Origin of the sequence: Microbacterium sp. NPDC089320, from assembly GCF_040684875.1 — a bacterium.
In the GTDB taxonomy this organism is placed as follows: Bacteria; Actinomycetota; Actinomycetes; order Actinomycetales; family Microbacteriaceae; genus Microbacterium.
This window is the reverse complement of the sequence record NZ_JBFBGY010000002.1, coordinates 144,905-167,158: the sequence shown is the minus strand read 5'-3', so window position 1 is coordinate 167,158 and position 22,254 is coordinate 144,905. Positions and strand designations below refer to the sequence as shown.

Here is a 22,254-nt window from a genome sequence, read left to right as displayed (position 1 = left end):
CTACATCTGACTACATGCTAGGGGTGCGACGGGCAAGAAAGATCCCCGGAGGCCAAAACCTCCGGGGATTCTCGTTTACGTTCAGATAACGATGTCTAATCGTTCACCTTGACGCGCCGGTTCACTTCGCGCGTCGCAGAGAACTTCAGCACCGTGTAGTCGTTGACCTCGGCGTCTGCGTCATCCTTCGCGAACTGCACGCGGTGCCCCTTGTGCGTCTGCGGGTAGAACTTGCCGAAGTTCGTGAGCGTGACCGTGTTGCCGCGGCCGACGAGATCGAGCAGCTCGTCGATCATCGCGGTGTACGCGGTCTGCGCGGCCTGAACCGAGATGCCTCCGCGTCGTGCGAAACGCTGCACGAACTCCCGCTTGCTCACCCGATTCGTCTCGAGCGTCCTTGATGTGCTCATGTCGTATTCCGTCCCATGGAAAGTCGCTCGTCACCGAGCGTCGTGCGCTGTACCCCTACCAACCGCATCCATGACGCGCCCCAGGTCCCCGATCTCCTGCGACGACGCCGGGATCCCGCCAGTACCCCAGCCTGTGCTCTTCGAGACTAGACGCTCTTCCTTGGTATATGCGGTGAATCTCGAGATCTCTGCATGACGGGAAGAACCCGTTCTCGAAGACGACGGACGATGCGCCCTCCTCACGCCCCCAGCCGGGCGCGGATCGGGTAGCGCTGATCCTCGAGGATCACCTGTGCCGCACGGCCCGATTCGCCGTGGATCAGGACCGGGGCACGCAGGTTGATGTACACGCCGTCCGCAGAGGGGTTCGCCACGACGAACACCCGGATCTCCGAATCGTCGGAGGCACCGATCTCGGATCGCGCGTCCGCCGGGATCCCCGGCTCGTAGCCGTAGTCGCCGGAGCGCGGGTCGAGAAGGAACAGGCGCAGGTCGGCATCCGTCGCCCGCAGCGCGTGCAGCCCCTCAGCGCCGTCGATCTGCTCGAGGGTGAAGGTCGTGTGCGGGCTGAGTCCCGGCATCGGCGCAGCGAACTCGACACCGAACACGGCGGTCGACTGGTCGGTGGATGCGCTCATCGCAGGAACTCCATCAGATTGGTCTGCAGCGAGCGGGCTGTCACCTGCAGGGCGGACTGGAAGACGAGCTCGGCCGATTGCAGACGCACGAGCACTTCGAGGCTGTCGACGTTCTCGACCTCGGCACGGCGCGCTTCGAGATCGATCGATGACGCGAGGTTCTGCGCCGATGCCCGTTCGATCTGCACCTGACGAGCGCCCGTGGAACCGCGCGCCGCGTTCACGTCCTTCAGGCGCGCGTCGATGTCGTTCAGGCGCGAGCCGACGTCGGCGCCGCTGCGCAGATCTGCGGCGATGTCGTTGAGCAGGGCGAACGCGCTGTCGGGGCCCACGCCGAACGCCTGCGCGCCGTCGAAGTCGACGCGCACGGTCTCGTTCTCGCTGATGCGGCGCTGCACCCCGTCGCCGGCGCCTCCGTTGAACGCGAAGGTGGTCGGATCGAACGCGGCCCCTGCGTCGCTCGTTCCCGCGAACACGCTGCGACCGAGGACCCTGGTGTTCGCCTTGGCGAGCAGCTCCGCACTGATCGACTCGAGCTCCTGCGCGATGGATTCGCGCGCGGTCGGGCTCAGCGCACCCGAGTTGGCGCCCTGCGCGGTGAGGTCTCGCGCGCGATTGAGCAGATCAGCGCTCGCCCCGAGAGCGGTGTCGACGGTGGTCACCCAGGCCATCCCGTCAGTGAGATTGCGCGCGAACTGGGCGACGCGCGCCTGGTCGCCATGCACGCCGAGCGCCGTGGCCGCGGCGGCCGGATCATCGCTCGGCGCGCGGAACGCGCGCTGCGACGCCGCCTGATCCTGCAGCCGAGCGCGATCCGCGAGGTTGGTCTGCAGCGTGCGCAGCGACTGCTGCGTCATGGTGTTGGTCGTGATGCGACCGATCATTTCACTCTCCCCAGAGTCAGCGGCCGACGAGGCCGGTGCGGTTGATCAACAGATCCAGTGCCTCATCGACGGCGGTCAGCACCCGAGCCGCCGCCTGGTACGCGGTCTGGTAGGTGAGGAGGTTGATCGTCTCCTCGTCGCCGTCCACGGAGGCGTTCGACTGCTGTGCGGTGACCGCTGCCACCGCGCCCATGTCGGCGATGTCCGCGCGCTGCAGGTCACCGGCGACCGTGACCGCGAAGCCCGTGACGAAGGTCGACCAGGTCTTGCTGGGCCCGGTCGCCGATGTCCCGAGCGCACTGATGCGGTCGGCGATGGTGGTGTCCTTCGCGCCCGCACCCGGTGCAGCCAGTGCCAGTTGGTCGAGACCCGTCGGGACGACGCGGAGTCCCAGTGCCGCGGGCCCCGCACCGCCGAGTGCGAAGAAGTCGCCTCCGGCGGCGCCCGACGAGGTGACGCCTGCGCGGTGCGCGTCATTCACGGCAGTCGCGAGGGCGGTCGCGGTCTCGTTGTAGGCCGCCGCGACGCTCGCGAGCGTCCCGCCGTCCGACGAAGGAGCGAGCGCGCTGATCGTGCCGCCGATGACGCCGCCCGTGATGGGAACCGCGAGGCCCGGACGGTCAGCCCACGCCACGGTGATCCGCCCCGCGTCCGCGATGTCGCGCGGTCCGCTCGCGACGAGCGCTCGGCTGCTGTCGCCCGACACGAGGGCATTGCCGTCGACGCGAAGAGTCAGTGTGCCGTCGGCCTCGACGACCCCCTTGGCGCCGACCGCCGACGAGAGCTGCTGGGCGAGCACGCTGCGCTGATCCATCAGCTCGTTGGCGTTGCGTCCGGACTGCAGGGCCTCCCGGATCTGTCCGTTGAGCGTCGCGACCTGACTCGCCGCGGCGTTGACGTCGGCGAGCTGACTATCGACCTGACTGCGCATGTCGTTCCACTGCCCGGCGATCGTCTGGTAGCCGTCTGCGATCTGTCCGATCAGCACGTTGGCATTCGTGAGCACGACCTGGGCGGCCGCGGGATCGGGCGTGTTGGCGAGGTCGGACCAGCCGGACCAGAACCTGTCGAGGTTCGCGGCGAGGCCGTCCTTGGTCGGTTCGGCCAGGACGTCCTCCGCGCGGCCGGCGGCCGTCGCGCGCGCTGCCCAGAAGCCGGAGGTCGACAGCGCGTCGCGCACGCGAGCGTCGAGGATGTCGTCGCCGAGCCGCGATATCCCGGTCACACCCACTCCCCCGCCGATCGCGAGACCCGATGGCCAGAGACCGGTCTGACCCGGTGCGGAGAGCGAGGTCTGATCCACGCGCTGGCGGGTGTAGCCCGGTGTCGTCTGGTTGGCGATGTTCTGACCGGTGACGGTCATCCCGGCTCGCGCGGCAGAGAGTGCGGATTCGGCGAGACGGAGTCCGGCGAACGAAGACATGGCTACCTCACACCCTGGTGTCGAGAAGTCGGGCATCCGCACCGCGGACGACGTCGCCGTGCGTGTCGTACTCGCCGGTGGGCACGCCGAGGCCGGCGATCGTCTCCTGCGTCACTCGGATGGCTGTGCGCAGACGCTGCTCGTTGACCTTCTTCATATCGCCGATCTCCGCTGCCAGAGCCGTCATGGCGTCGAGGTGGCCCGACAGGATCTCGCGCCAGGCGTCGGTGGGCGCTGCCTCGATCAGGTCGCGGAGCGTCGTCGCCTCGGGCACGCCCCACTCGTCGGCCACCGCGATGACCAGCGTGTCGCGGGAGAGCGCGACGGTCGGCATGGCCGCGAGGACCCGCTCGATCTCGTTGGCCGCATGGTGGATCCAACGGTTGCGTCCGGTCGCGAGCAGCATCTGCTGCTCATCGAGCTTGAAGAGCAGTACCTCCAGCAGATCGCGCTCTCGCATCAGTTGCATGCTCAGGTCGTGAGCGGCCACGAATCGTCACCTCGTCATGTCGCGGTTTCCGTGGCGGGTTCGCCCGTCACATGCACGACTATCGCGACAACGCGCGGCGCAGTAACTCGATGCCCGAGGGATGGCGCCTGCCGGATGCCGTCAGGGCGCGGAGGAGGTTCCGCCCAGCACGCCGAGGAGCAGTGATTCGGCCGAGTCGTCGGAGGAGGTCTGCACAGCCTCCTGATTCGCGTCGCTCACGGCGATCACGATCTCGGCGCGGTTGATGCGCTTGTCGCGAGGAGCATCGATGCCGACACGGACGCCGCTCGGCGTCACGGCGAGGATGGTGACCGTGATGTCGTCGCCGATCACGATGCTCTCGTTGGCGCGTCTCGTCAGTACCAGCATGCGTCGTCTGCCTTCCATGGCGTGAGCGCCCGCGCGCCCTCCGGTCACAAACGTATCGCACTCATCTCGTAAATGAGCAGAATCGCGTCCGAGCTATACCGCGCCGCTGGGGAGAGCCGACTGCGTCATGCGCACGACACCGACCACGTCGGTCGCGAGACCGCCCGCCGCAGCCTCGTCGTACGAGAGCACCGGAAGGCCACTGACCTGCGACGACACCATGCGGCGCACAGCCTGACGCAGCGAGGGCGCACACACCAGCACGGGCTCGGGACCCACCGGCTCGAGCTCGGACACCGTGCGGCGCACGTTCTCGAGCACCTGCATCGTCGCCTCCGGTGTCAGCACGATCTGCGGATGGCCGTCGACGACCCGCATGCCCTCGAGCATCTGCTGCTCGAGGATCGGCTCGAACATGACCACCCGGATGCGTCCGTCCTCGGCGAACCGCGAGGCGATCGCCGGCCCGAGCGCCGCTCTGGCGGCATCGATGAGACCGGCGGTCTCGGTCGACGTCTTGCCTCTGAGAGCGAGCGCCTCGTAGATGCGGGCGAGGTCGTTGATCGGCACCCGCTCGGCGAGGAGCCCCGACAGGACGCGCTGGATCGCGGCGAGAGACAGCACGGCAGGGGTGAGCTCCTCGACGGTCGCGGGGCTGGACTGCTTCAGGTGCTCGGTCAGTTGGCGCACGTCTTCGAGCGAGAGCAGCCGATCGGCCTGACTCTGCACGATGTCGGACAGGTGGGTGATGATGACGCTCGCGCGATCGATCACCGTCGCGCCGGCCATGTCGGCGGCGTGCGACATCTCGGCAGGAACCCACTTGCCCTCCAGGCCGAACACCGGGTCGACCACGGCCGTGCCCGGAAGCTGCTCGAGGCCCGTGCCGATCGCGAGGACGTGTCCCCGCGGAACCGAACCGCGTCCGGCCTCGACACCCGCGATCAGGATCGAGTACGTCTGCGCCGGCAGTTCGATGTTGTCGCGGGTGCGCACCGGCGGCATCAGGATGCCGATGTCGAGCGCGAGCTTGCGACGAAGGGACTTCACTCGCGTCAGCAGGTCCCCCGCTCCCCCGGACGCGAGATCGACGATGTCCGGAGACAGCGAGATCTCGAGGGCGTGCACGCGCATCCTGTCCATGAGCTCTTCCGGGCCCTCGGCGCCGGCGTCGACGGCCTCCTGCTGCAGCGCGTCGGCCTCGCGTGCGGCATCGCGGTCCTCGTTCGCCTTCACTCGTGACGCCGCGAACAGCAGCACGGCCCCGATCGCCAGGAAGATCACCAGGGGCATCCCGGGGATGAACCCCATGGCGATCGCCGCCAGGCCGGTGATCACCAGGGCGTTGCGCGACTGCATTAGCTGGCGACCGGCCGCCTGCCCCATCTCGGCCTCCGCGTTCTCGCGAGTGACGATCATGCCGGTCGACACCGCCATGAGCAGTGCGGGGATCTGCGTCACGAGCCCGTCGCCGATGGTGAGGATGCTGTAGGTCTCGAGCGCGTCGCCGACCTCCATGCCGTGCTGCACCATGCCGATGATGATGCCGCCGACGAAGTTGATGACGACGATCACGATGCCGGCGATCGCATCGCCCTTGACGAACTTCGATGCACCGTCCATCGCGCCGTAGAAGTCCGCCTCGGCCGCGACCTCCGCGCGTCGTCTGCGCGCCTCGTCGTCGGTGATCAGACCGGCGTTGAGATCGGCGTCGATCGCCATCTGCTTGCCGGGCATGGCGTCGAGCGTGAATCGCGCACCCACCTCGGCGACGCGCTCGGCGCCCTTGGTGACCACGACGAACTGGATGACGGTGAGGATGAGGAAGATCACGGCGCCGATCACGAGCGATCCGCTGATGGTGATCTGGCCGAACGCCTGGATCACCTGCCCTGCGTGGGCCTCGCTGAGGACGAGGCGGGTCGAGGCGACGTTGAGGCCGAGCCGGAAGAGCGTGGCGACGAGCAGGAGGCTCGGGAACACCGAGAAGTCCAACGGCTTCTTCACGAACATCGCGGTGAGAAGGATCAGCAGCGCGAAGGAGATGTTCAGGACGATGAGCACGTCGAGAAGACCGGTCGGGATGGGGACGATGAGCAGCAGGATGATGCCCACCACCCCGACGGGAACCGCCCCCTTGGACAACAGCTGACCGATCATGCGTCTCGTCCTCTGATTCTCTCTGCTGGTTCTGATGCGACCGCTGCCCGGCTCACAGGCCGCGGTCCCTCGTGCTGGCGAACGGCATCGTGTGCGTTCCCCTCGCCGAGCCGCGGCGCTTGAGATGCTCGATGAAGGTCAGCACCTGGGCGACCGCGGTGTAGAGCTCCTCGGGGATCTCGCGCCCGATCTCGCAGGCCGAGTGCAGCGCCCGTGCGAGCGGGATGTCCCTGACCATCGGCACGCCGTTCTCCTCCGCCTTCTCGCGGATCTTCTGCGCCACGATCCCGGCCCCCTTCGCCACGACGCGCGGCGCCGACTTGCCCGGCTCATAGCGCAGCGCCACCGCCACATGCGTGGGGTTCACCAGCACGACATCGCTGTCGCCCACCGCGTCGATCATCCGGTTGCGGCTCATGGCGAGCTGCCGCGATCGGCGCTGGGACCGCACGAGCGGGTCGCCCTCGCTCTTCTTGTGCTCGTCCTTCGCCTCGTTCTTCGTCATGTGGGTGTGCTTGCGGTTGCGCCGCATCACCACCGCCACATCGATCGCGGCCAGCAGGATGCCGACGGCGACCGCGACCTGCAGCAGCGCGACGGCGCCCGCGGCCGCCTGCTCGAGCAGCCAGGTGATGTTGTGACTGCCGCTGGCCATGAGCACCGGGACGAGACCCGAGACGACGATCCAGAGCGCGAGCCCGATGGCGACCGTCTTCAGCAGCGCCTTGGCGCCCTCCCAGAGCGCATGCCGACCGAAGACCCGCTTGACGCCTGACACGATGTTGAACTGCTCGGTGCGCATGGTCACACCGCGCAGGTGGATGCCGCCCTGCGCGACCGCGGTGGCCGTGGTGGCCAACAGCACCACGACCAGCATCGGCAGCAGGACGCCGCCGAGGGAGGCGATCGCCGATCCGAGCACCTCCATGGCAGCGCCGTCGGTGGGGTTCATCGCGACGGGCGTCACTGCGAGGAAGAGCTCGGTGACGACCTGAGTGCCCGAGGCGATCGTGGGCACCATCATGACGGCGGCGGCAGCGATGCAGACCCAGGCGGTGAAGTCCTGGCTGCGGCCGATCTGGCCCTTCTTGCGCGCCTCTTTCAGGCGACGCTCGGTCGCCTTCTCGGTGCGTTCACCGCTGTCGGATTCGCTCATCGCGTCACCCCCAGGAGCAGTCGGGCGGCGTCCTCGGCGATGACCGCGACCACGCTCGGCAAGGCGGCGTAGACGAAGCCGACGAGCAGGAGCGTGAGACCGATCTTGATCGGGAAACCCAGCGCGAACGCATTGAGCGCGGGCGCGACGCGGCTGACCAGACCGAGTCCGACATCGGCGAGGAACAGCACGATGAGCAGCGGGCCCGCGATCTGCACGGCGCTGAGCATCATCTGTCCCGCGGCGCCGACGAGCGCCTCCGCGGGCTTGGCGAGATCGATCATGCCGGTGACGGGTACGGCGTCGAACGAGCGGAAGAGACCGCCGAGCACGAGCTGGTAACCGTCCGACGCGAACAGCAGCATGATCGCGGTCATCTGGAACAGTCGGGTGAACTGGGCGCCGTTGATGGCCATGCCGGGGTCGAAGGCCTGCGCGAGCTGGAACCCGCCGAAGGTGTCGACGAGATGGCCGGCTCCCTGGATCGCGCTGAAGAGCACCATCACGAGGAACCCGAGCAGAGCACCGGTGAGCGCCTGCCCCGCCAGGGCGAGCATGAAGGCCCCGGTGTCGAGGCGCTCGTACCCCGCCGTCACCACCGGCGACACGGCCAGTGCGAGGCCGACGCCGAGCATCGCGCGGATCCGCATCGGGATCGTGCCGTGGCTGAACGGCGGGGCGAGCACGAGGAATGCCGTGATGCGCACGCAGGCGAGCGAGGTCGCCTCGAGCCACGTGAAGTCGATGGGGATGTTCATCAGCCGCCGTTCAGCAGCGACGGTATCCGCGCGAACATCTCGTTGGTGAAGGCGATCATCTCGGCGATCATCCAGTGCCCCGTCACGAGCAGCGCGATGCCGACGGCGACCAGCTTCGGCACGAACGAGATCGTCATCTCCTGCACCTGGGTGATGGACTGCAGCAGCGAGATGGCGAAACCCACCACCAGCGCGGTGATGAGCAGGGGCGCGCAGAGCTTGGCCCCGACGATGAGCGCCGCCTGGCCGATGTCGATGACCGCTTCCGGGTTCATCCGCCACCCCCGTTGTAGGACTGGACGAGCGCGGTGATGACCATGCCCCATCCGTCGATGAGCAGGAACAGGAGGATCTTGAACGGCAGCGAGATCATGACGGGCGGCAGCATCATCATGCCCATCGACATCAGCGCGCTGGCGACGACGAGGTCGATGACGAGGAAGGGCACGAAGATGATGAAGCCGATCAGGAAGGCCGCGCGCAGCTCGCTGATCATGAAGGCGGGGACGAGCGTCTGCAGCGGGATGCTGGCGGCGTCGGTCGGGTTCTCCATCTGCGCTGCGCGGTGCATCAGCGCGATGTCCTCTTCGCGCGTGTAGGAGAGCATCCACTGCCGCAGGGGCTCCTGGGCGAGCTCGAACGCCCTGCCGAAGTCGATCTGGCCGTCGGTGAACGGCGCGACAGCCACGGTGTTGATATCGGTGAGCACCGGCCACATGATGAACAGCGTCAGGAACAGGCTGAGGCCCGCCAGCACCTGGTTCGGCGGGATCGACGGCAGCGACAGCGCGTTGCGGGTGAGGGCCAGCACCACGAAGATCTTCGTGAAGCTCGACATCATGAGCAGCAGCGCCGGGGCGACGCTGAGCACCGTGATGCCGAGCAGCGTCATGATGCTGTCGGACGGCGCCCCGTTGATGCCGTTGATCGTCACCCCATCGCCGTCGCCGTCGCCGACCTGCGTCGGAAGCTGCATCGGAGCCGCGTGCGCGCCCGTGGTCTGCACGAGCACCAGCGCCGTCGCGACGACGAGCACGGCGGCGATCAGCACCCACGCGCGGCGCGACAGCCGCAGTGCGCGCGCAGAGGGCGACGCGGCGACTGCGGCGGGTACGGGCACGGCGGCACTCCGAAGATGGGTGACGTGGCCGATCCGTAGCCAGGGGGTCGAGCGATCCGTGCTCGCACCTGACTATCGCGACAGCGCGAGGTGTCCGTAACCCCCGCGACCCACGCGCTGACGGCGTGTCAGGCCACGGAGCGCAGCGCGCGGTCGACGATGTCGTCGGGCATCTCGACGGCCGCGGCGCGCGCGTCGTCCATCGGGATCTCGTCCTCGAGCGGAGGTGCTTCCTGGGTGTCGACGACGTTGATCCCGTGCTCGGTCACGCCGAGCACGTAGCGGATGCCGCCGAATTCCGCGACCACGAGCTGCGCCTTGCCGCCGATGCCCGACCTCGCCACCACGGTGATCTTCTCCGGGCGCGCGCGCGGCGCTGCCGCGGGCCGCGACGGCACGAGCTCACTCAGCTTCGCGATCTTCTTCGGCATCAGCCCCGCCAGAGGGCTCACCCCTTTGGCCTGGAACTTCTGCAGACGGCGGCTCAGGAAGAGCAGCAGCCCGAGCACCGCCCCCAGTGCGACGATCGCACGGAGCGCGACGAGGATGTCGTCCACGCTCAGACCGTCTCGGCGCTGTCGAGGATGCGCTCGACACGGATCGCGAAGTCGCCCTCGGCGACGACGACGGTGCCGTGACCGATGAGACGGCCGTTCAGCTTGATGTCGGCGGGCGAGCCGGCGGCGCGGTCGAGCTCGACCACACGGCCGGGCTCCAGTGACAGCACGTCGCGCACCGGCATCCGCGTGCGTCCGATCTCGACCACGAGCTCCATCTCGACGCCCGCGATGCGGTTGAGTCGCTGCGGACCCGATGCCGATGCCGCCCTGGCCCCGTCGATGCGCACGGAGGCGCGCGCCACGACGCTGCCGTCGGCGTCGACCATGTCGAACACCTGCGTTCCCGAATCGGTGAAGACCTCGGCCGCCTCGATCATGGCGCCGTCGCTGAGCGAGCCGCTGCCGAGAACCGCCGACGCGGCCTCGAAGATCGGGTGCAGCCGGTCGGCGAGCGGAGCGGTCGGCGAACCGTCCTCGAGCTGCGACGGGTCGACGACCTGGATCGCGATGCGCGCCCCGGGACTGCCGGTGAAGGCGACGACCACCGCTTCGCCCGACGCACCGGGATCGGTCGACGGTGCCGGGATCACGGGGTAGCCGAACGGCAGCTTGCCGGCGATCGCCGCGGCGATGGCGGTCTCGTGGAAGGTGCTCATCAGTGGGTCTCCTCAGTGGTGGTCGTGATCTTGCAGGTGAGGCGCGAGCCTCTGCTGCCCGGTGTGGCGAGGGCGATACGCGTCTGACCCGCCATGAGTTCGTAGGGCCGGGTCTCGGGATGCGGCAGGCGCAGCAGATCGCCCGGCGCGAGATCGAGGATCTCCCCCGTGCCGATCGTGATGGGAGCGAGGCGCAGAGTCAGCTCCAGCGGCGTGCTGCGCAGCTGCTCCAGGGTGTGATCGGTCGAGTGAGCCGACGCCGCATCGGATCCGGTGGCGGCGAGGCGGTCGACCACGGCGGATGCCGGCAGCATGACCGTCGCCGTCGACTCGGAGTCGCCGAGGCGCATCGTGTACCGGGCCACGATCACTGCCGCGGCGCCGGAGATGACCTGCATGTACTGGGGGTTGTAATGCACCGCGCTGAACCGGGGTGCTCCGGGGAGCAGGGCGCCGAGGCTGGCATGGAGGTGCTCGAACGTGCCCTCCATCAGGTTGCGGACGAGAGCGAGCTCGATCGGGGTGAACGTGCGGGCTTCGGGAAGAGACGTGCTGCGCCCGCCCATCATCTGCACCACCCAGAGCAGGGCGCTGTCGAGTCCGAACTGCACGACGCAGGGCTCGCCGCGGTCGGCAAGCGAGCCGGCGACCATCGCCGTGGTGCCCGGCAGTGTGTCGGCGTACTCCTCGTACGAGACCAGCTCGACGCTGTCGAGCGCGAGATGGGCGCGCACGCGGATCTTCGCCGTGAGCTGCGACGACCAGAGTCGAGCGAACGACTCGAAGGCCGCTTCGAGGTGGCGCGTGCTCTCGCGTCCGAGCTGAGCAGGGCGCCCGAAGTCGTACGCCGGGTGGCGCACGGCGGCGTCTTCGAGCACGGCGGATGCGGTCATGGCGGTCTCCTCGACGATGGTGTTCACGTGAGCTCAGTTGTTCGCAGCAGCCGCGAGAGCGGGGATCAGCGCTCTCACCTGCTCTTCCTCGTTCGACTCGACGATGATGTCGACGCGTCGGTTGCTGGCCAGCGCCTGGGGGCTGTCGCCCGGCACGATGGGTCGCGTGTCGGAGAACGCGGTCGCCTTGACCCGGGGTCCTCCGATGCCTTCGTGCTCGACGAGGAACCGCGCCACCTGGGTCGCGCGTCCGCTCGAGAGCTCCCAGTTGGTGGGAAAGGGAGCGGCAGAGGTCCGGTGATCGGCATGCCCTTCGACGCTCACCTGGTTGTCGACGGTCACCAGCACGTCTCCGATCGTGTCGAGCACGGCATCCGCCTTCGCCGAGAGATCGGTGCTGTTGTCGCCGAAGAACGTCTCTGCGCCGACCAGCCCGACCTGGAGGCCGCGATCGTCGATCACGAACTGCACGGTGCCCTGCAGCCCCTGAGCTGTCAGCGATGCGCTCATGCGATCACGCAGCCCCACGAGCGACTCGAACTCGGTCTCGGCACGCGCCGCGAGGTCGACCACGCCGTCGTCGTCCTGCAGCTCGGGCGGCACGATCATCCCCTCGGCCGTGTCGGCACCACCCTCGGTGCTCTCCTGACCGAAGCCTGTCGCCAGGCTGTTGGCAAGCAGCTCGAACTTCGTCTTGTCGACGTTCGACACGGCGAAAAGCACGATGAACAGGCACATGAGAACCGTGACCATGTCGGCATACGAGACGGCCCAGCGCTCATCCGGCTCATCGTGCGAGTCGTCCTCGTGCCCGCGACCGCGAGCTCGTCGGGCTGTGCTCATGGAGTGCCCTCTGCCCGCTCGGGCTCGCGCTTCTTCGCGGCGGCCTTGGGCTTCACGGTCGACAGCGCCTCGAGGCGCTCCTGGAGCAGATGGGGCGCGCTTCCGGCCTGGATGGCGAGCATGCCCTCGGCGACCAGGGTCATCCTCTCGAGTTCGACGGCTCCGATCCGTCCGAGGCGACCCGCGATCGGGTTCCAGATGAAGTTGGCCGACAGCAGGCCCCAGAGCGTGGCGACGAAGGCCGCCGCGATCATCGGCCCGAGATGGTCGGGTTCGTCGAGCTTCTCGAGCACGTGCGTCAGCGAGACGACGGTGCCGACGATCCCGATCGTCGGCGCGTAGCCGCCCAGCGAGCCGAAGAACTTCGATGCGACGCGGTTGCGCGAGGACGTCGCCGCGATCTCGTCGTCCATGACCGTGCGCAGATCCTCGGCATCCGTGCCGTCGGCGAGGGCCTGGAGCGCCTGTCGGGTGAAGACGTCGGGTGCCGAGTCGAGCTCCTGCTCCAGCGCCAGGAGACCTTCGCCCCTGGCCTTCTCGGCGTACCCCACGAGGAAGGGGATGACCGCCTCCGGGGTCATCTTGGGCCCCCTGACCATGCGCCCGAGGCTCTTGGCCGCGAGGATCGTGTCGCGAAGGGTGTGGCTGGCGATGCCCACGCCGATCGTCGACCCGAGCACCAGGATCATCGGCGCCGGAATGAGCAGAGCCTCGAAGCTCGCCCCCTCCATCGTGATCATGGCGACCAGGGCGCCGAACGCCAGGATCACTCCGATGATGAACGCGGGATCCACCGTCACGCCCCCGTCTGCGAGGTGAGTGCCTGGGCGGCGCCGAGAACGCGCGCACGGTAGGCGACGATCAGGTCGATCACGGCGTCGAGCTCCTCCTCGACCACGTACACATGACCGTCGACCATGTGCAGAGTCGTGTCGGGTGAGGCGTGGATGCGTTCGATCAGGTCGGGGTTCACCGCGAACCGGGTGCGGTCGAGGCGGGTGACGATGATCATGCGGGGGTCTCCGGGCTTCGGATGAGAGGGGGAAGTCTGCTCCGACTATCGCGACGAGGCCCGCCCCCGGTAACCAGGGACGGGCCTCGTCGAGCGTGTCGGAGCCAGTCCGAGCAGACGCTCAGCGCTTCAGCTGGGTGAGCTCCTGCAGCACCTCGTCGCTCGTGGTGATGATGCGCGCGTTGGCCTGGAAGCCGCGCTGAGCGACGATGAGGTTCGTGAACTCCTGGGAGAGATCGACGTTGCTCATCTCCAGGGCACCCGAGACGAGGTTGCCGAACCCGGCCTGGCCCGGCTCGCCGATGCGCACAGCACCCGAGTTCACCGACGCGCGGTAGGCCGAGCCGCCCGCCTTCTCGAGCCCTTCGGGGTTGGCGAACGTCGCCATGGCGATCTTGCCCAGCGTCTGGGTCGCGCCGTTGCTGAAGGTGCCGACGATGGATCCGTCGCCGGTGATGCTGTAGGACTTCAGCGTGCCGGCGGCCGAGCCGTCCTGCTCGGTCACAGCGACGGTCGACATGTTGGCATAGCCGGTGACCGAGCCCAGATCGACGCTCACCGCGCCGGCCGTGAGAGTGAGACCGGCGCCCGTCTGCGTGCCCTCGGTGAAGGTCAGCGAACCCGTCGCGCCGCTGTTCGGCTCGGTCACATCCCACCCGGCAGCCGTCTTCGTGAAGGTCAGGCTGAGAGTCGAGGGCGTGCCCTGCGCGTCGTAGACCGTCACGTCGCGCACCAGTTCGTCGCCGACGGCGGCCGTCGACGGCAGGTTGCCCGTCACCGTCGCCGAGGTGGTCGCCTTCGCGGGCGACACCGCCTCGAGCGGCAGCACGATGTTGCCCGGCGCCTGTCCGGTGTTGACCACGCCGTCCTGCGCAGACCAGCCCTGCACGATCGCTCCGTCGGCGGTGACCATCTTGCCGGTGGGGTCGAACGAGAAGCCGCCCGCTCGGGTGTAGAGGGTCTCGCCGCCCGCTCGGACGGCGAAGAAGCCGTCGCCCGAGATCATCAGGTCGCCGCCGCGACCGGTCGCCTGTGCCGATCCCTGCGCGAAGTTCGTGCGCACACCCGCGACCTGCACGCCCAGACCGACCTGGGCGGGGTTGCGTCCGCCGACCTCATCGTCGGGGATGCCGGGGTTGCCGATGAGCTGGGACAGCGAGTCCTGGAACAGCACGGACGAGCCCTTGAACCCGGCGGTGTTGACGTTGGCGATGTTGTTGCCCGTGACGTCGAGCATCGTCTGGTGCGAGCGGAGACCGGAGATTCCGGAGTAGAGCGAGCGAAGCATGGGGTTTCTCTCTTCCTGGGTGAGACGGGGTCAGACTGCGGCGGGGGTGGGCGCAGCGGGGGTGGTCGGTGTGGCAGGGGTCTGGGCGGTGGTGACGCCGGTGATGACATCGAGAGCGACGGTCTTGTCGCCGATGGTCACCTGCGGGATCGGGCCGTCGAACGAGACCTTCGTCACGATGCCCGAGACGGTCTTGCCGTCGGCGTCCTTATAGCTCGCCTCCTGGCCGATGAGGGCGCTCGCCGCCTGGCGCATGTTCAGGGCGAAGGCCTCGGCGCCGTTGTCGGCGAGTGTCGTCAGCTGCTCCATCATCGCGAGCTGGGTGGTCTGCGAGATCATCTCGTTGGTGTCCATCGGACTCGAGGGATCCTGGTGCGTGAGCTGGGTCACCAGGAGCTTGAGGAACACCTCGCCATCGAGCACCTGCTTGCGGGCCGCGGGGTCGGTGGTTCCTCCCGTGTAGATCGAGCTCGGGGCGGTCACTGCATCGACGGTCATGCGTTCTTCCTCTCAGGCGAAGGTGTCGAGCCCCGTGCCGGACAGGGCAGAGGAGGTCGTCGGGATGGTCCAGGGAAGCTCGGGGATCGGCTCACCCGCGCGGTTTTCGTCGGTTCGTCCGCGGTTCGCCTCGCGGTCTCCGCCGCCCTGACCGGGCGAGGCGTCGGCCGCGCCCTGGTGGCCGCGATCACCGGCGGCATCCGCCGATGCACCGTGGGCGACGTTCAAAGTGGCGTGCGGCATCACCGCGGCGAGGTCTCGGCGAAGATCCACGAGCATGGTCCGCAGCGCATCGCGCCCCGCATCGGTCACGCCGCTGAGCTCGACCTGCACCTCACCGGATGCGCTGATGTGCGCGCGCACCGTCACGGGGCCGAGGCTGTCGGGGTTCACCGTCATGGTGAGCTGATGAGTGCCGGCAGGCCGCTGCGCGATGTTCACGACCACAGGCGCGACCTGTGCGGCGACGGCCCGGTGTGCGGGGTCGGCCGAGACGGAAGCCTGTGCCGGGGTGATCGTCGGGGCCGACGTGGCGACCGGCGCGAGAGGCGCCGCGGTCGGCGCTGCCTGCGATCCCGTCGTCGGATCGACGGCATCGCTCGCCGTCTGCGTTGCATCCGGGCCGCCCGTGAGCGGGGCGGGAACGGTGTTCGCGGTGGGCGGCGTCGGAGCGGCCGACAGCTGATCCGGCGGGGCCGCCGAGCGGGGTGTGGCCGCGAGCGAGATGGATGCGGGAGCCGGCTCCGTCGAGTCGGCGGCGCCGCCGTTCGCGGCTCTCGGCGCGGCCTCGGGGAGCGCTCGGGCACCGACGGCGACAGCCACGTCGTCTGACGCGCTTGTCGCGTCTGACGACGGTGCAGCCAGAGGCGCCGAAGTCGGCGGCGCAGCAGCCAGGGTCGCAGATGCGAGCGTGGCGGTCGCGCCGGTTGTGCCCGTCGCGCCCGCCACGCCCGAGGCGACAGCTATCGAGTCCACATCGGCGGCCGCATCGTCCGCCGGAATCCCGCTCGGCGTGGGATCCGACATCGCGGGCTCCGCCACCGCCGGCGTCACCGGTGCGGGCGTCACGGGTGCCGGCGTCACGACTGCAGGCGTCACGACTGCCGGCGTCACCAGTGCCGGAGGCGTCTGCACTGAGGGCGTCTGCGCTGAGGGCGTCTGCGCTGAGGGCGTCTGCGCAGTGGTGACGGAGGACGCAGGAACGACTGGAGCGAACGGCACCGTGAGAGGAATCATGGCGGCGATCGCGGCCTCAGCGTCGATCACATCCTCGGATGCTGCCGGGTTCTCCTCCGGCGACAGCGCCTGCGCACCGGGGGCGAGCATCGCCCCTCCCCGCTCCCCTGCGCTGTCGATCGCCCTGCCCGCGGCGGTGAGCGCCTCGCCGAACACCGAACCCGAGTCGGCCGACGCCCGGCCGCCTGCGTCCGAGTCGGCGATCGCCGCACCCGGCATCATCGCCAGCATCCCGACGGCGCTCATCCCAGCATCTCGATGATCTTCTGCATCGACACGGTCGAGCCCGCGGTGCCCGTCGCGGTGGCCGAGAACAACGACTGCAGCGCAGAGACGATCTCCGCACTGTCCGCCCCGGTGGCACCGGCACCGCCCTCCGTCGCAGAGACGGCGGTCTCGGCGGTGTGGGAGGTCTCGCCGGTCGCGGTTTCGGGGTTCGACGCGGCCTTCGCCGCCTCGAGGACTCCGGCGAACGCCGCGGCGCTCGTCGCAGACGTCTCTGCGGCGGTCTCCGTGGCCGTCGCGGTCGCCGCCGCTGCCGCAGCGCGCGCCGTGGGATCCAGCGAGACCATCTGGGATTCGATCGCGTCGACGCGGGCGATCACCGCCGCGAGTCCGGTCATGCCGCACTCCCCTCGCGCTGCGCCGTGCGGACGACGGCGATCTCATCGAGCGCCGACTGCTCGGCGGCGAGTTCGGCCTTCTCGGTCTCGACACGGTGGGAGCTCTCGAGCCTCTCGAGTCCCTTCAGATCGCGCCGCGCCTCGACGTGCGCGGACTTCGCCTCCGACTCCGAGCTGCGTCTCATCTCGACCAGCGCCTGCAGGTCACTGAGCGTGCTGCGCCCGGCAGCTCGAGCTGCGGCCATGGCCATCAGCGCGCGCGGATCGTCGATCTGCGCGCTGATCTCGGCGAGGCTCGAGATCGCGCTCTGCTCGGCGAGCTCGGCCTGCGCCCGTTCCGCGGTCGCCTGCGAGAGCTGCTCGGCGGCGACGCGTTCCTGGGCGCCGCGCACACGCAGCAGGCCGGCCAAAGGGAAGGTCATGAGGTGAGTCCTCCGAAGTCGGTGGTGAGGGCGGCGAGCTGCTGCCAGGAATCATCGGATGCGGCGAGGTCGTCCATCCGCTGGGTGAGGAAACGAGAGATCGCCCCCTCGTGCGCGAGAGCGGCGTCGACCATCGGGTTGGCTCCCTGTCGGTAGGCGCCGATCTCGATCAGGTCGTTGGCGCTGCGGCGAGCCGCGAGCACACTGCGCAGCGTCACCGCATGCTGACGCTGCTCGGGGGTGGTGATCTTCGACACGACTCTGGACACCGATCCGAGCACGTCGATCGCGGGAAAATGTCCGCGGATCGCAAGCGCGCGGTTGAGCACGACATGGCCGTCGAGGATTCCTCTGGCGGCATCCGCGATGGGCTCGTTGTGGTCGTCGCCGTCGACGAGCACGGTGTAGAGACCGGTGATCGATCCGACGGGTCCGGTTCCTGCACGCTCGAGCAGGCGAGCCAGCACCGAGAACGTCGACGGCGGATACCCTCGCGTGGCGGGTGGCTCGCCGGCGCTGAGGCCGATCTCGCGTTGCGCCATCGCGACTCGCGTCAGCGAGTCCATCATCAGCACCACGTCGAGGCCGTCATCGCGGAACGCCTCGGCGATGCGGGTCGCGACGAACGCGGAGCGCAGCCGGGCCATCGCCGGCTGATCCGACGTCGCGACGATCACGACCGAGCGCGCCAGGCCCTCCGGCCCCAGGTCGTCTTCCAGGAACTCGCGCACCTCGCGGCCTCGCTCGCCGACGAGGGCGATGACGTTCACGTCGGCCGTCGATCCGCGAGCGATCATCGACATCAGGGAGGACTTGCCGACACCGGAGCCGGCGAAGAGACCGAGGCGCTGTCCGGACCCCACCGGCGTCATCGTGTCGAGCACACGAACACCGAGGCCGAGCTGGCGATCGATGCGCTGGCGATCCATCACGCTCGGGGCGTCGTGGTCGAGCGACACGAGAGCGACGTCTCTGTCGATCGGGCCCTTCCCGTCGATCGGACGCCCGAGTCCGTCGAGCACACGACCGAGCAGTGCCCGGCCGGTCGGAACCTGGAGCGGGGCTCCCCCGTGCCGTACGCGCGCACGGGCGGTGATGCCGTCGAGCCTCCCGAGAGGCATGCAGCGGGCGGCCGCCCCGTCGACGGCGACGATCTCGGCATCCACGGGGCGTCCGTCTGCCGCGTCGATGCGCACGCGGTCGCCGACCGCACCGTCGATGCCCCGCACCTCCACGCCGAGTCCCCGCACCGCCTGCACCGTGCCGGAACGCTCCGGACGCGCGGCCGACAGGGCGCGCTGCCACGACGGCGTCACGGTGATCATGCGATCTCCCCGGCATCCTGCTCGTCGCCGTCGAGCGCCGCGGCCGCGCGGGCGAGCGCGGCGGTGATGCGCGTGTCGACCGCGCCGTCCTCGATCTCGACGATGGCTCCGCCGTTGTCCACGGCCGCAGAGGCAGAGATCCGGATGCCGCGCAGCGCCTCGATGGTCGACGCGTCGTCCTGCAGGATCCTGAGGTCCTGCTCGCTGAAGGCGACCCCGGTCCATCGATCAGCGGGCATCTCGGCCAGGGCCCGTCGCAGGGCATGCGCGGCCGAACGAGCCGGATCCGACAGCTCCGCTCCGAGGATCGTCGTGGCGAGGGCGACGGCGAGCTCCTCGATGCGATCGGCGGTCAACGTGCTCAGTTCGTCGATGCGTCGATCGAGGGCCGCGTGTGCGCTCTCCACCGCGCGCAGCCCTGAGCCGCGCTCGTGCAGGTACAGCTCGCGGAGCTCGTGCATCCGCTGCTCGTGCGCGGCGCGCTGCACCTCGGCCTCGTCGAGCGCGATCCTGCGTCCTTCGGCGAACCCGTCGGCGTAACCGCGGGCTCGTGCCCGGTCGGCCTCGCCGCGAAGGTCGATGGGCGTCTCGCCGACACGCGGCACGACCAGCGGCGTGAAGGCGGAATCGAGCACGGCGGACACCTCGGAATCGAAGGGCGAGGCCTGTCCGTGGCCCGTAGGTCGAGCGATCCGTGCTCCAGCCCCACTATCGCGACACCCGGCTGCGTCCGTAACCGGTTCGACCGATTCACCTGCCGTCAGAGGGATCACTCGATGAGCTCATCCTCGTCTTCGCGCGAGATGGTGATCTCCTCCGCGGCCTCCAGGTCGCGGATGATGCGCACGATCTCGGCTCTGGCCTCGTCGACCTGACGCATGCGCACAGGGCCGAGCACTCGGGTCTCCTCGGCGAGGTTCTCCTGATTGCGCTCGGTCATGTTGCTCTTGACCTTGTCGGTGATCTGATCGTCGGCGCCCTTCAGCGCCAGCGCGAGCATGCGAAGGTCGATGCCTCGCAGCACCCGCTGCGCGTCGCGATCCTCGAGGCGCGCGATGTCGGCGAAGGTGACCATGCGGCTGCGGATGTCCTCGGCCAGGGCCAGATCGCGCCCCTCGAGGCTGGCGAGCAGGGACTTCTCGAGCGCGGTGTCCGAGCGGTTGATGATCTCGACGAGAGGCTGCACGCCCCCGATCGACTCGTGGTTGTCTCGCATCGCGAAGACTCCGGTGCGCGAACGCAGCGAATCGGCGACGATCGAGATCGCCTCCTGGGTGGCGGTGCCCATCGTCGCGATCGCCTGGGCGACGTCCGTGCGCAGCGGGTCCTGCAGCGCGGCGAGAACCGCCGCGGCACGATCAGCCCTCAGGTTGGCCAGCACCACGGCGACGGTCGTCGGGAGCTCGCCCTCGATGATGGTGGCGAGCTGGGCCGGATCGGCCGCATTGAGGAAATCGAACGAGACCGAACCCTGCGACATGACCCGTCCGACCATCCCGACGGCCTTCTCACGCCCGAACGCCGTCTCGAGCAGTCCCGTCGCGAGTTCCTGACCACCGCGTGACGGCACCGAACCACCGGTGGCGATGCGCCGGAACTCTCCGAGGGCGCGGGCTGTCGAGGCGACGTCCACTCCCCCGAGCTGTGTGAGCTCTGCCGCGAGCATCTCGGAGCGCTCCTCACCGAGGTGGCGCAGCACCTCGGCGCTGGTCGCGCGGTCCATGTTCATCAGCACGATCGCGGCCTTGCGCAGTCCGCTCATCTCGGGCACAGCGGGAGCGGCGGGCGTCTCCGCGGTCGAGACCTCGACCGTGTCGGCCTGCGCGTCGAGGAGTTCGGTCAGCGCGGTCATACTGTCGCCTCATCCATCAGGTCGGCCAGCGCACTGGCGATCGTGTCGGGCTCGCGCTTGGCGAGGTCGTCGATCTCTCGACGTCGCCGCTCGACGAGCACCTTGTCGGGCTCCGGCTCGTCGTCGAGATCGACCGAGGCCGACGGCAGCAGCTTGGTCGGCGCCGGGGCGATGATCGCCTCGGCCTCCTTGAGCCCTCGCAGCGAACGGAGCTTCTGCTCCTCGCTCTCGGTCACGGTCGCGAAGTACTCGATGGGCCCGTCTTCGGTGTACATCACCCGACGCTTCATCTTCCGTCGGACGACGAGGAAGACGATCAGAATGACCGCGGCGAGCAGGATCGCCCCTCCGATGATCGCGGAGCGCAGCAGCTCCTGCTGGAACTGCGCCTCCCGCTCGGCCTCCGCCGCGGCCAGCGCCGTCTGCGCCGCCGTCGCACCCGCCTGATTGAACTCGACGAACTCGACGGCGATCTCGTCACCGCGCTCCACGTCGATTCCCGCGGCTGACGCCACGAGCGATTCGATCTGATTCGCCGTCACCCCGGTGACGGTTCCCCGGTTCAGCGCGATGCTGACGGTCTGCCTCGTGACCTCTCCGGCGGGTGTGATGGTCTTCTCGGTCGACTTGTTGACGGCGTTGTTGCGAGAGGTCTCCTCGAACTCGTAGGCACCGCTGCCGTCGGCATTGTTCGGGACTGCGATGTTGTCGGGACCGAGCACGCCGGTGCCGCCGCCCTGACCGCCGTTGTACGTCTCGGTCTTCGTCTGCTCCGACGCACTCAGCTCGCCCTCGGGGGCCGAGTAGGTCTCGTCCATGCGCTCGGAGGTGGAGTTCGCGACATCTGCCGACACGGTCACGGTCGCGTTGCCGGGACCGACGATCGTCTCGAGCATCTTGCTCACCGAGGCGGCGACCTTGGCCTCGTGCTCCGTGGCCTGCTTCGAGGAGTTCCCCGTGAGCCCGGTGCCGACCGCCGAGAGCACGCGGCCGTCCTGATCGGTCACCGCGACGTCCTCCGGCGTCATCCCGGGCACGGCTGCGCTCGTGAGGTGCACGATCGCCTCGATCTTCTCGTCGCTGAGGCTCGCGCCGTTGCGTGTCTTCACGAACACCGACGCTGTCGGGCTCTGCTGCTCCGAGACGAAGACGCTCTCCTCGGGGATGGCCAGCTGCACCGACGCGGTCGAGATGCCCTGCATCGCCCCGATCGTGCCGGCCAGCTCACCCTCGATCGCGCGCTTGTACGTCACCGACTGCTGGAACTCGCTCGCTGTCACGCCCATCTCGTCGAGCAGCGTGTAGCCCTCGCTGGTGTCGCCGGGGAGCCCCGCCGAGGCAGCCGCAAGTCGCTGCGGATAGACCTGGTCGTCGGGCACGAGGATGGTCGCGCCTCCCTCGGTGAGCTCGTAGCTCACCCCTGCCGACTTGAGCTGCTCGACGACGGCAGAGGCGTCGCCCGCGCTCAGACCGGTGAAGAGCGGGCTCATCTGCGGCTTGGTGAGCCACGCACCGAGCGCGATGGCGCCCATCACGAGCAGCGCGACACCGATGATGGCGATCGTGCGCTGTGCGAGGGAGAATCCTGAGACGACCTGCTTGGCGCGATCGTAGTAGCTCGTGAGCACTTTGGGCATG

The 22,254-nt window shown here is 68.9% G+C and carries 26 protein-coding genes; all 26 read right to left on the bottom strand.

Translation table 11 applies throughout. The annotated features are described in order from the left end of the window. Window positions 1-95: 95 nt before the first annotated feature. The 26 genes from AB0N61_RS05325 to fliF all read right to left on the bottom strand — a co-directional run bounded on the left by AB0N61_RS05325 (window position 96) and on the right by fliF (window position 22,253). Window positions 96-410, bottom strand: a complete 315-nt coding sequence (locus AB0N61_RS05325; RefSeq protein WP_167942844.1) for an HU family DNA-binding protein — start codon at window positions 408-410, stop codon at window positions 96-98. A gap of 239 nt (window positions 411-649) precedes the next feature. Next, complete coding sequence (locus AB0N61_RS05320) at window positions 650-1,048, bottom strand: flagellar assembly protein FliW (protein WP_363362280.1); 399 nt, start codon at window positions 1,046-1,048, stop codon at window positions 650-652. Next, window positions 1,045-1,932, bottom strand: a complete 888-nt coding sequence (flgL, locus tag AB0N61_RS05315; RefSeq protein WP_167942842.1) for a flagellar hook-associated protein FlgL — start codon at window positions 1,930-1,932, stop codon at window positions 1,045-1,047. The genes AB0N61_RS05320 and flgL overlap by 4 nt, the downstream gene beginning before the upstream one ends. Window positions 1,933-1,948: 16 nt before the next feature. Further along, entirely contained in the window at window positions 1,949-3,355 is a 1,407-nt protein-coding gene (flgK, locus tag AB0N61_RS05310; protein WP_363362279.1) for a flagellar hook-associated protein FlgK, read from the bottom strand. Between the two features lie 7 nt (window positions 3,356-3,362). Further along, window positions 3,363-3,845, bottom strand: coding sequence for a flagellar export chaperone FlgN (gene flgN, locus AB0N61_RS05305; protein ID WP_167942840.1), 483 nt, complete (start codon window positions 3,843-3,845; stop codon window positions 3,363-3,365). A gap of 120 nt (window positions 3,846-3,965) precedes the next feature. After that, window positions 3,966-4,214 (bottom strand): carbon storage regulator CsrA, encoded by a 249-nt coding sequence (csrA, locus tag AB0N61_RS05300; protein ID WP_167942839.1) that lies wholly within the window; start codon window positions 4,212-4,214, stop codon window positions 3,966-3,968. 93 nt (window positions 4,215-4,307) lie between these two features. Continuing rightward, window positions 4,308-6,374: a flagellar biosynthesis protein FlhA gene (locus tag AB0N61_RS05295; RefSeq protein WP_167942838.1), complete on the bottom strand. Its 2,067-nt coding sequence runs from the start codon at window positions 6,372-6,374 to the stop codon at window positions 4,308-4,310. A 52-nt stretch (window positions 6,375-6,426) separates the two neighbouring features. Then, window positions 6,427-7,530 carry an EscU/YscU/HrcU family type III secretion system export apparatus switch protein gene (locus AB0N61_RS05290; protein ID WP_363362276.1) on the bottom strand — a complete coding sequence of 368 codons (1,104 nt, stop codon included), beginning with the start codon at window positions 7,528-7,530 and terminating at the stop codon, window positions 6,427-6,429. After that, window positions 7,527-8,288 carry a flagellar biosynthetic protein FliR gene (locus AB0N61_RS05285; RefSeq protein ID WP_167942836.1) on the bottom strand — a complete coding sequence of 254 codons (762 nt, stop codon included), beginning with the start codon at window positions 8,286-8,288 and terminating at the stop codon, window positions 7,527-7,529. The genes AB0N61_RS05290 and AB0N61_RS05285 overlap by 4 nt, the downstream gene beginning before the upstream one ends. After that, the gene (gene fliQ / locus AB0N61_RS05280; protein ID WP_042541106.1) at window positions 8,288-8,563 is read right to left on the bottom strand and encodes a flagellar biosynthesis protein FliQ; all 276 of its coding nucleotides are present in this window, start codon (window positions 8,561-8,563) and stop codon (window positions 8,288-8,290) included. The genes AB0N61_RS05285 and fliQ overlap by 1 nt, the downstream gene beginning before the upstream one ends. After that, the gene (gene fliP, locus AB0N61_RS05275; protein ID WP_363362274.1) at window positions 8,560-9,408 is read right to left on the bottom strand and encodes a flagellar type III secretion system pore protein FliP; all 849 of its coding nucleotides are present in this window, start codon (window positions 9,406-9,408) and stop codon (window positions 8,560-8,562) included. The genes fliQ and fliP overlap by 4 nt, the downstream gene beginning before the upstream one ends. A gap of 128 nt (window positions 9,409-9,536) precedes the next feature. Continuing rightward, window positions 9,537-9,965, bottom strand: a complete 429-nt coding sequence (locus AB0N61_RS05270; protein WP_363362272.1) for a flagellar biosynthetic protein FliO — start codon at window positions 9,963-9,965, stop codon at window positions 9,537-9,539. A 2-nt stretch (window positions 9,966-9,967) separates the two neighbouring features. Then, a complete protein-coding gene (locus AB0N61_RS05265; protein ID WP_167942835.1) occupies window positions 9,968-10,624 on the bottom strand; it encodes a FliM/FliN family flagellar motor switch protein in 657 nt (218 codons plus the stop codon). Beyond that, window positions 10,624-11,517, bottom strand: a complete 894-nt coding sequence (locus tag AB0N61_RS05260; RefSeq protein WP_363362270.1) for a flagellar motor switch protein FliM — start codon at window positions 11,515-11,517, stop codon at window positions 10,624-10,626. The genes AB0N61_RS05265 and AB0N61_RS05260 overlap by 1 nt, the downstream gene beginning before the upstream one ends. 33 nt (window positions 11,518-11,550) lie before the next feature. Continuing rightward, the gene (locus tag AB0N61_RS05255) at window positions 11,551-12,360 is read right to left on the bottom strand and encodes a flagellar motor protein MotB (RefSeq protein ID WP_363362268.1); all 810 of its coding nucleotides are present in this window, start codon (window positions 12,358-12,360) and stop codon (window positions 11,551-11,553) included. Further along, window positions 12,357-13,154 carry a MotA/TolQ/ExbB proton channel family protein gene (locus tag AB0N61_RS05250; protein WP_363363159.1) on the bottom strand — a complete coding sequence of 266 codons (798 nt, stop codon included), beginning with the start codon at window positions 13,152-13,154 and terminating at the stop codon, window positions 12,357-12,359. The genes AB0N61_RS05255 and AB0N61_RS05250 overlap by 4 nt, the downstream gene beginning before the upstream one ends. 2 nt (window positions 13,155-13,156) lie before the next feature. Beyond that, window positions 13,157-13,372 (bottom strand): flagellar FlbD family protein, encoded by a 216-nt coding sequence (locus tag AB0N61_RS05245; RefSeq protein ID WP_363362266.1) that lies wholly within the window; start codon window positions 13,370-13,372, stop codon window positions 13,157-13,159. 121 nt (window positions 13,373-13,493) lie between these two features. Beyond that, window positions 13,494-14,660, bottom strand: a complete 1,167-nt coding sequence (locus AB0N61_RS05240; RefSeq protein ID WP_363362264.1) for a flagellar hook protein FlgE — start codon at window positions 14,658-14,660, stop codon at window positions 13,494-13,496. 30 nt (window positions 14,661-14,690) lie between these two features. Further along, window positions 14,691-15,158: a flagellar hook capping FlgD N-terminal domain-containing protein gene (locus AB0N61_RS05235; protein WP_363362262.1), complete on the bottom strand. Its 468-nt coding sequence runs from the start codon at window positions 15,156-15,158 to the stop codon at window positions 14,691-14,693. 12 nt (window positions 15,159-15,170) lie between these two features. Further along, a complete protein-coding gene (locus tag AB0N61_RS05230) occupies window positions 15,171-16,640 on the bottom strand; it encodes a hypothetical protein (RefSeq protein ID WP_363362260.1) in 1,470 nt (489 codons plus the stop codon). Next, on the bottom strand, window positions 16,637-17,017 hold the full coding sequence (locus AB0N61_RS05225; RefSeq protein WP_363362258.1) for a hypothetical protein: 381 nt from the start codon (window positions 17,015-17,017) through the stop codon (window positions 16,637-16,639). Before AB0N61_RS05225 ends, AB0N61_RS05230 begins: the two co-directional genes overlap by 4 nt. Further along, entirely contained in the window at window positions 17,014-17,439 is a 426-nt protein-coding gene (locus AB0N61_RS05220; RefSeq protein ID WP_363362256.1) for a hypothetical protein, read from the bottom strand. The genes AB0N61_RS05225 and AB0N61_RS05220 overlap by 4 nt, the downstream gene beginning before the upstream one ends. Further along, on the bottom strand, window positions 17,436-18,764 hold the full coding sequence (locus AB0N61_RS05215) for a FliI/YscN family ATPase (protein ID WP_363362255.1): 1,329 nt from the start codon (window positions 18,762-18,764) through the stop codon (window positions 17,436-17,438). The genes AB0N61_RS05220 and AB0N61_RS05215 overlap by 4 nt, the downstream gene beginning before the upstream one ends. Next, a complete protein-coding gene (locus AB0N61_RS05210; protein WP_363362254.1) occupies window positions 18,761-19,399 on the bottom strand; it encodes a FliH/SctL family protein in 639 nt (212 codons plus the stop codon). Before AB0N61_RS05210 ends, AB0N61_RS05215 begins: the two co-directional genes overlap by 4 nt. A gap of 134 nt (window positions 19,400-19,533) precedes the next feature. After that, window positions 19,534-20,616 carry a flagellar motor switch protein FliG gene (fliG, locus tag AB0N61_RS05205; protein WP_363362252.1) on the bottom strand — a complete coding sequence of 361 codons (1,083 nt, stop codon included), beginning with the start codon at window positions 20,614-20,616 and terminating at the stop codon, window positions 19,534-19,536. Next, on the bottom strand, window positions 20,613-22,253 hold the full coding sequence (gene fliF / locus AB0N61_RS05200; RefSeq protein WP_167942824.1) for a flagellar basal-body MS-ring/collar protein FliF: 1,641 nt from the start codon (window positions 22,251-22,253) through the stop codon (window positions 20,613-20,615). The genes fliG and fliF overlap by 4 nt, the downstream gene beginning before the upstream one ends. Window position 22,254 lies beyond the last annotated feature (1 nt).

Excerpts from the sequence above, each read along its gene's own strand:
- AB0N61_RS05325 (WP_167942844.1), bottom strand. The coding sequence starts at position 410 with ATGAGCACATCAAGGACGCTCGAGACGAATCGGGTGAGCAAGCGGGAG.
- AB0N61_RS05320 (WP_363362280.1), bottom strand. The coding sequence starts at position 1,048 with ATGAGCGCATCCACCGACCAGTCGACCGCCGTGTTCGGTGTCGAGTTC.
- flgL (WP_167942842.1), bottom strand. The coding sequence starts at position 1,932 with ATGATCGGTCGCATCACGACCAACACCATGACGCAGCAGTCGCTGCGC.
- flgK (WP_363362279.1), bottom strand. The coding sequence starts at position 3,355 with ATGTCTTCGTTCGCCGGACTCCGTCTCGCCGAATCCGCACTCTCTGCC.
- csrA (WP_167942839.1), bottom strand. The coding sequence starts at position 4,214 with ATGCTGGTACTGACGAGACGCGCCAACGAGAGCATCGTGATCGGCGAC.
- AB0N61_RS05295 (WP_167942838.1), bottom strand. The coding sequence starts at position 6,374 with ATGATCGGTCAGCTGTTGTCCAAGGGGGCGGTTCCCGTCGGGGTGGTG.
- AB0N61_RS05290 (WP_363362276.1), bottom strand. The coding sequence starts at position 7,530 with ATGAGCGAATCCGACAGCGGTGAACGCACCGAGAAGGCGACCGAGCGT.
- AB0N61_RS05285 (WP_167942836.1), bottom strand. The coding sequence starts at position 8,288 with ATGAACATCCCCATCGACTTCACGTGGCTCGAGGCGACCTCGCTCGCC.
- fliQ (WP_042541106.1), bottom strand. The coding sequence starts at position 8,563 with ATGAACCCGGAAGCGGTCATCGACATCGGCCAGGCGGCGCTCATCGTC.
- AB0N61_RS05265 (WP_167942835.1), bottom strand. The coding sequence starts at position 10,624 with ATGAGCACCTTCCACGAGACCGCCATCGCCGCGGCGATCGCCGGCAAG.
- AB0N61_RS05260 (WP_363362270.1), bottom strand. The coding sequence starts at position 11,517 with ATGACCGCATCCGCCGTGCTCGAAGACGCCGCCGTGCGCCACCCGGCG.
- AB0N61_RS05255 (WP_363362268.1), bottom strand. The coding sequence starts at position 12,360 with ATGAGCACAGCCCGACGAGCTCGCGGTCGCGGGCACGAGGACGACTCG.
- AB0N61_RS05245 (WP_363362266.1), bottom strand. The coding sequence starts at position 13,372 with ATGATCATCGTCACCCGCCTCGACCGCACCCGGTTCGCGGTGAACCCC.
- AB0N61_RS05240 (WP_363362264.1), bottom strand. The coding sequence starts at position 14,660 with ATGCTTCGCTCGCTCTACTCCGGAATCTCCGGTCTCCGCTCGCACCAG.
- AB0N61_RS05235 (WP_363362262.1), bottom strand. The coding sequence starts at position 15,158 with ATGACCGTCGATGCAGTGACCGCCCCGAGCTCGATCTACACGGGAGGA.
- AB0N61_RS05230 (WP_363362260.1), bottom strand. The coding sequence starts at position 16,640 with ATGAGCGCCGTCGGGATGCTGGCGATGATGCCGGGTGCGGCGATCGCC.
- AB0N61_RS05225 (WP_363362258.1), bottom strand. The coding sequence starts at position 17,017 with ATGACCGGACTCGCGGCGGTGATCGCCCGCGTCGACGCGATCGAATCC.
- AB0N61_RS05220 (WP_363362256.1), bottom strand. The coding sequence starts at position 17,439 with ATGACCTTCCCTTTGGCCGGCCTGCTGCGTGTGCGCGGCGCCCAGGAA.
- AB0N61_RS05215 (WP_363362255.1), bottom strand. The coding sequence starts at position 18,764 with ATGATCACCGTGACGCCGTCGTGGCAGCGCGCCCTGTCGGCCGCGCGT.
- fliG (WP_363362252.1), bottom strand. The coding sequence starts at position 20,616 with ATGACCGCGCTGACCGAACTCCTCGACGCGCAGGCCGACACGGTCGAG.
- fliF (WP_167942824.1), bottom strand. The coding sequence starts at position 22,253 with ATGCCCAAAGTGCTCACGAGCTACTACGATCGCGCCAAGCAGGTCGTC.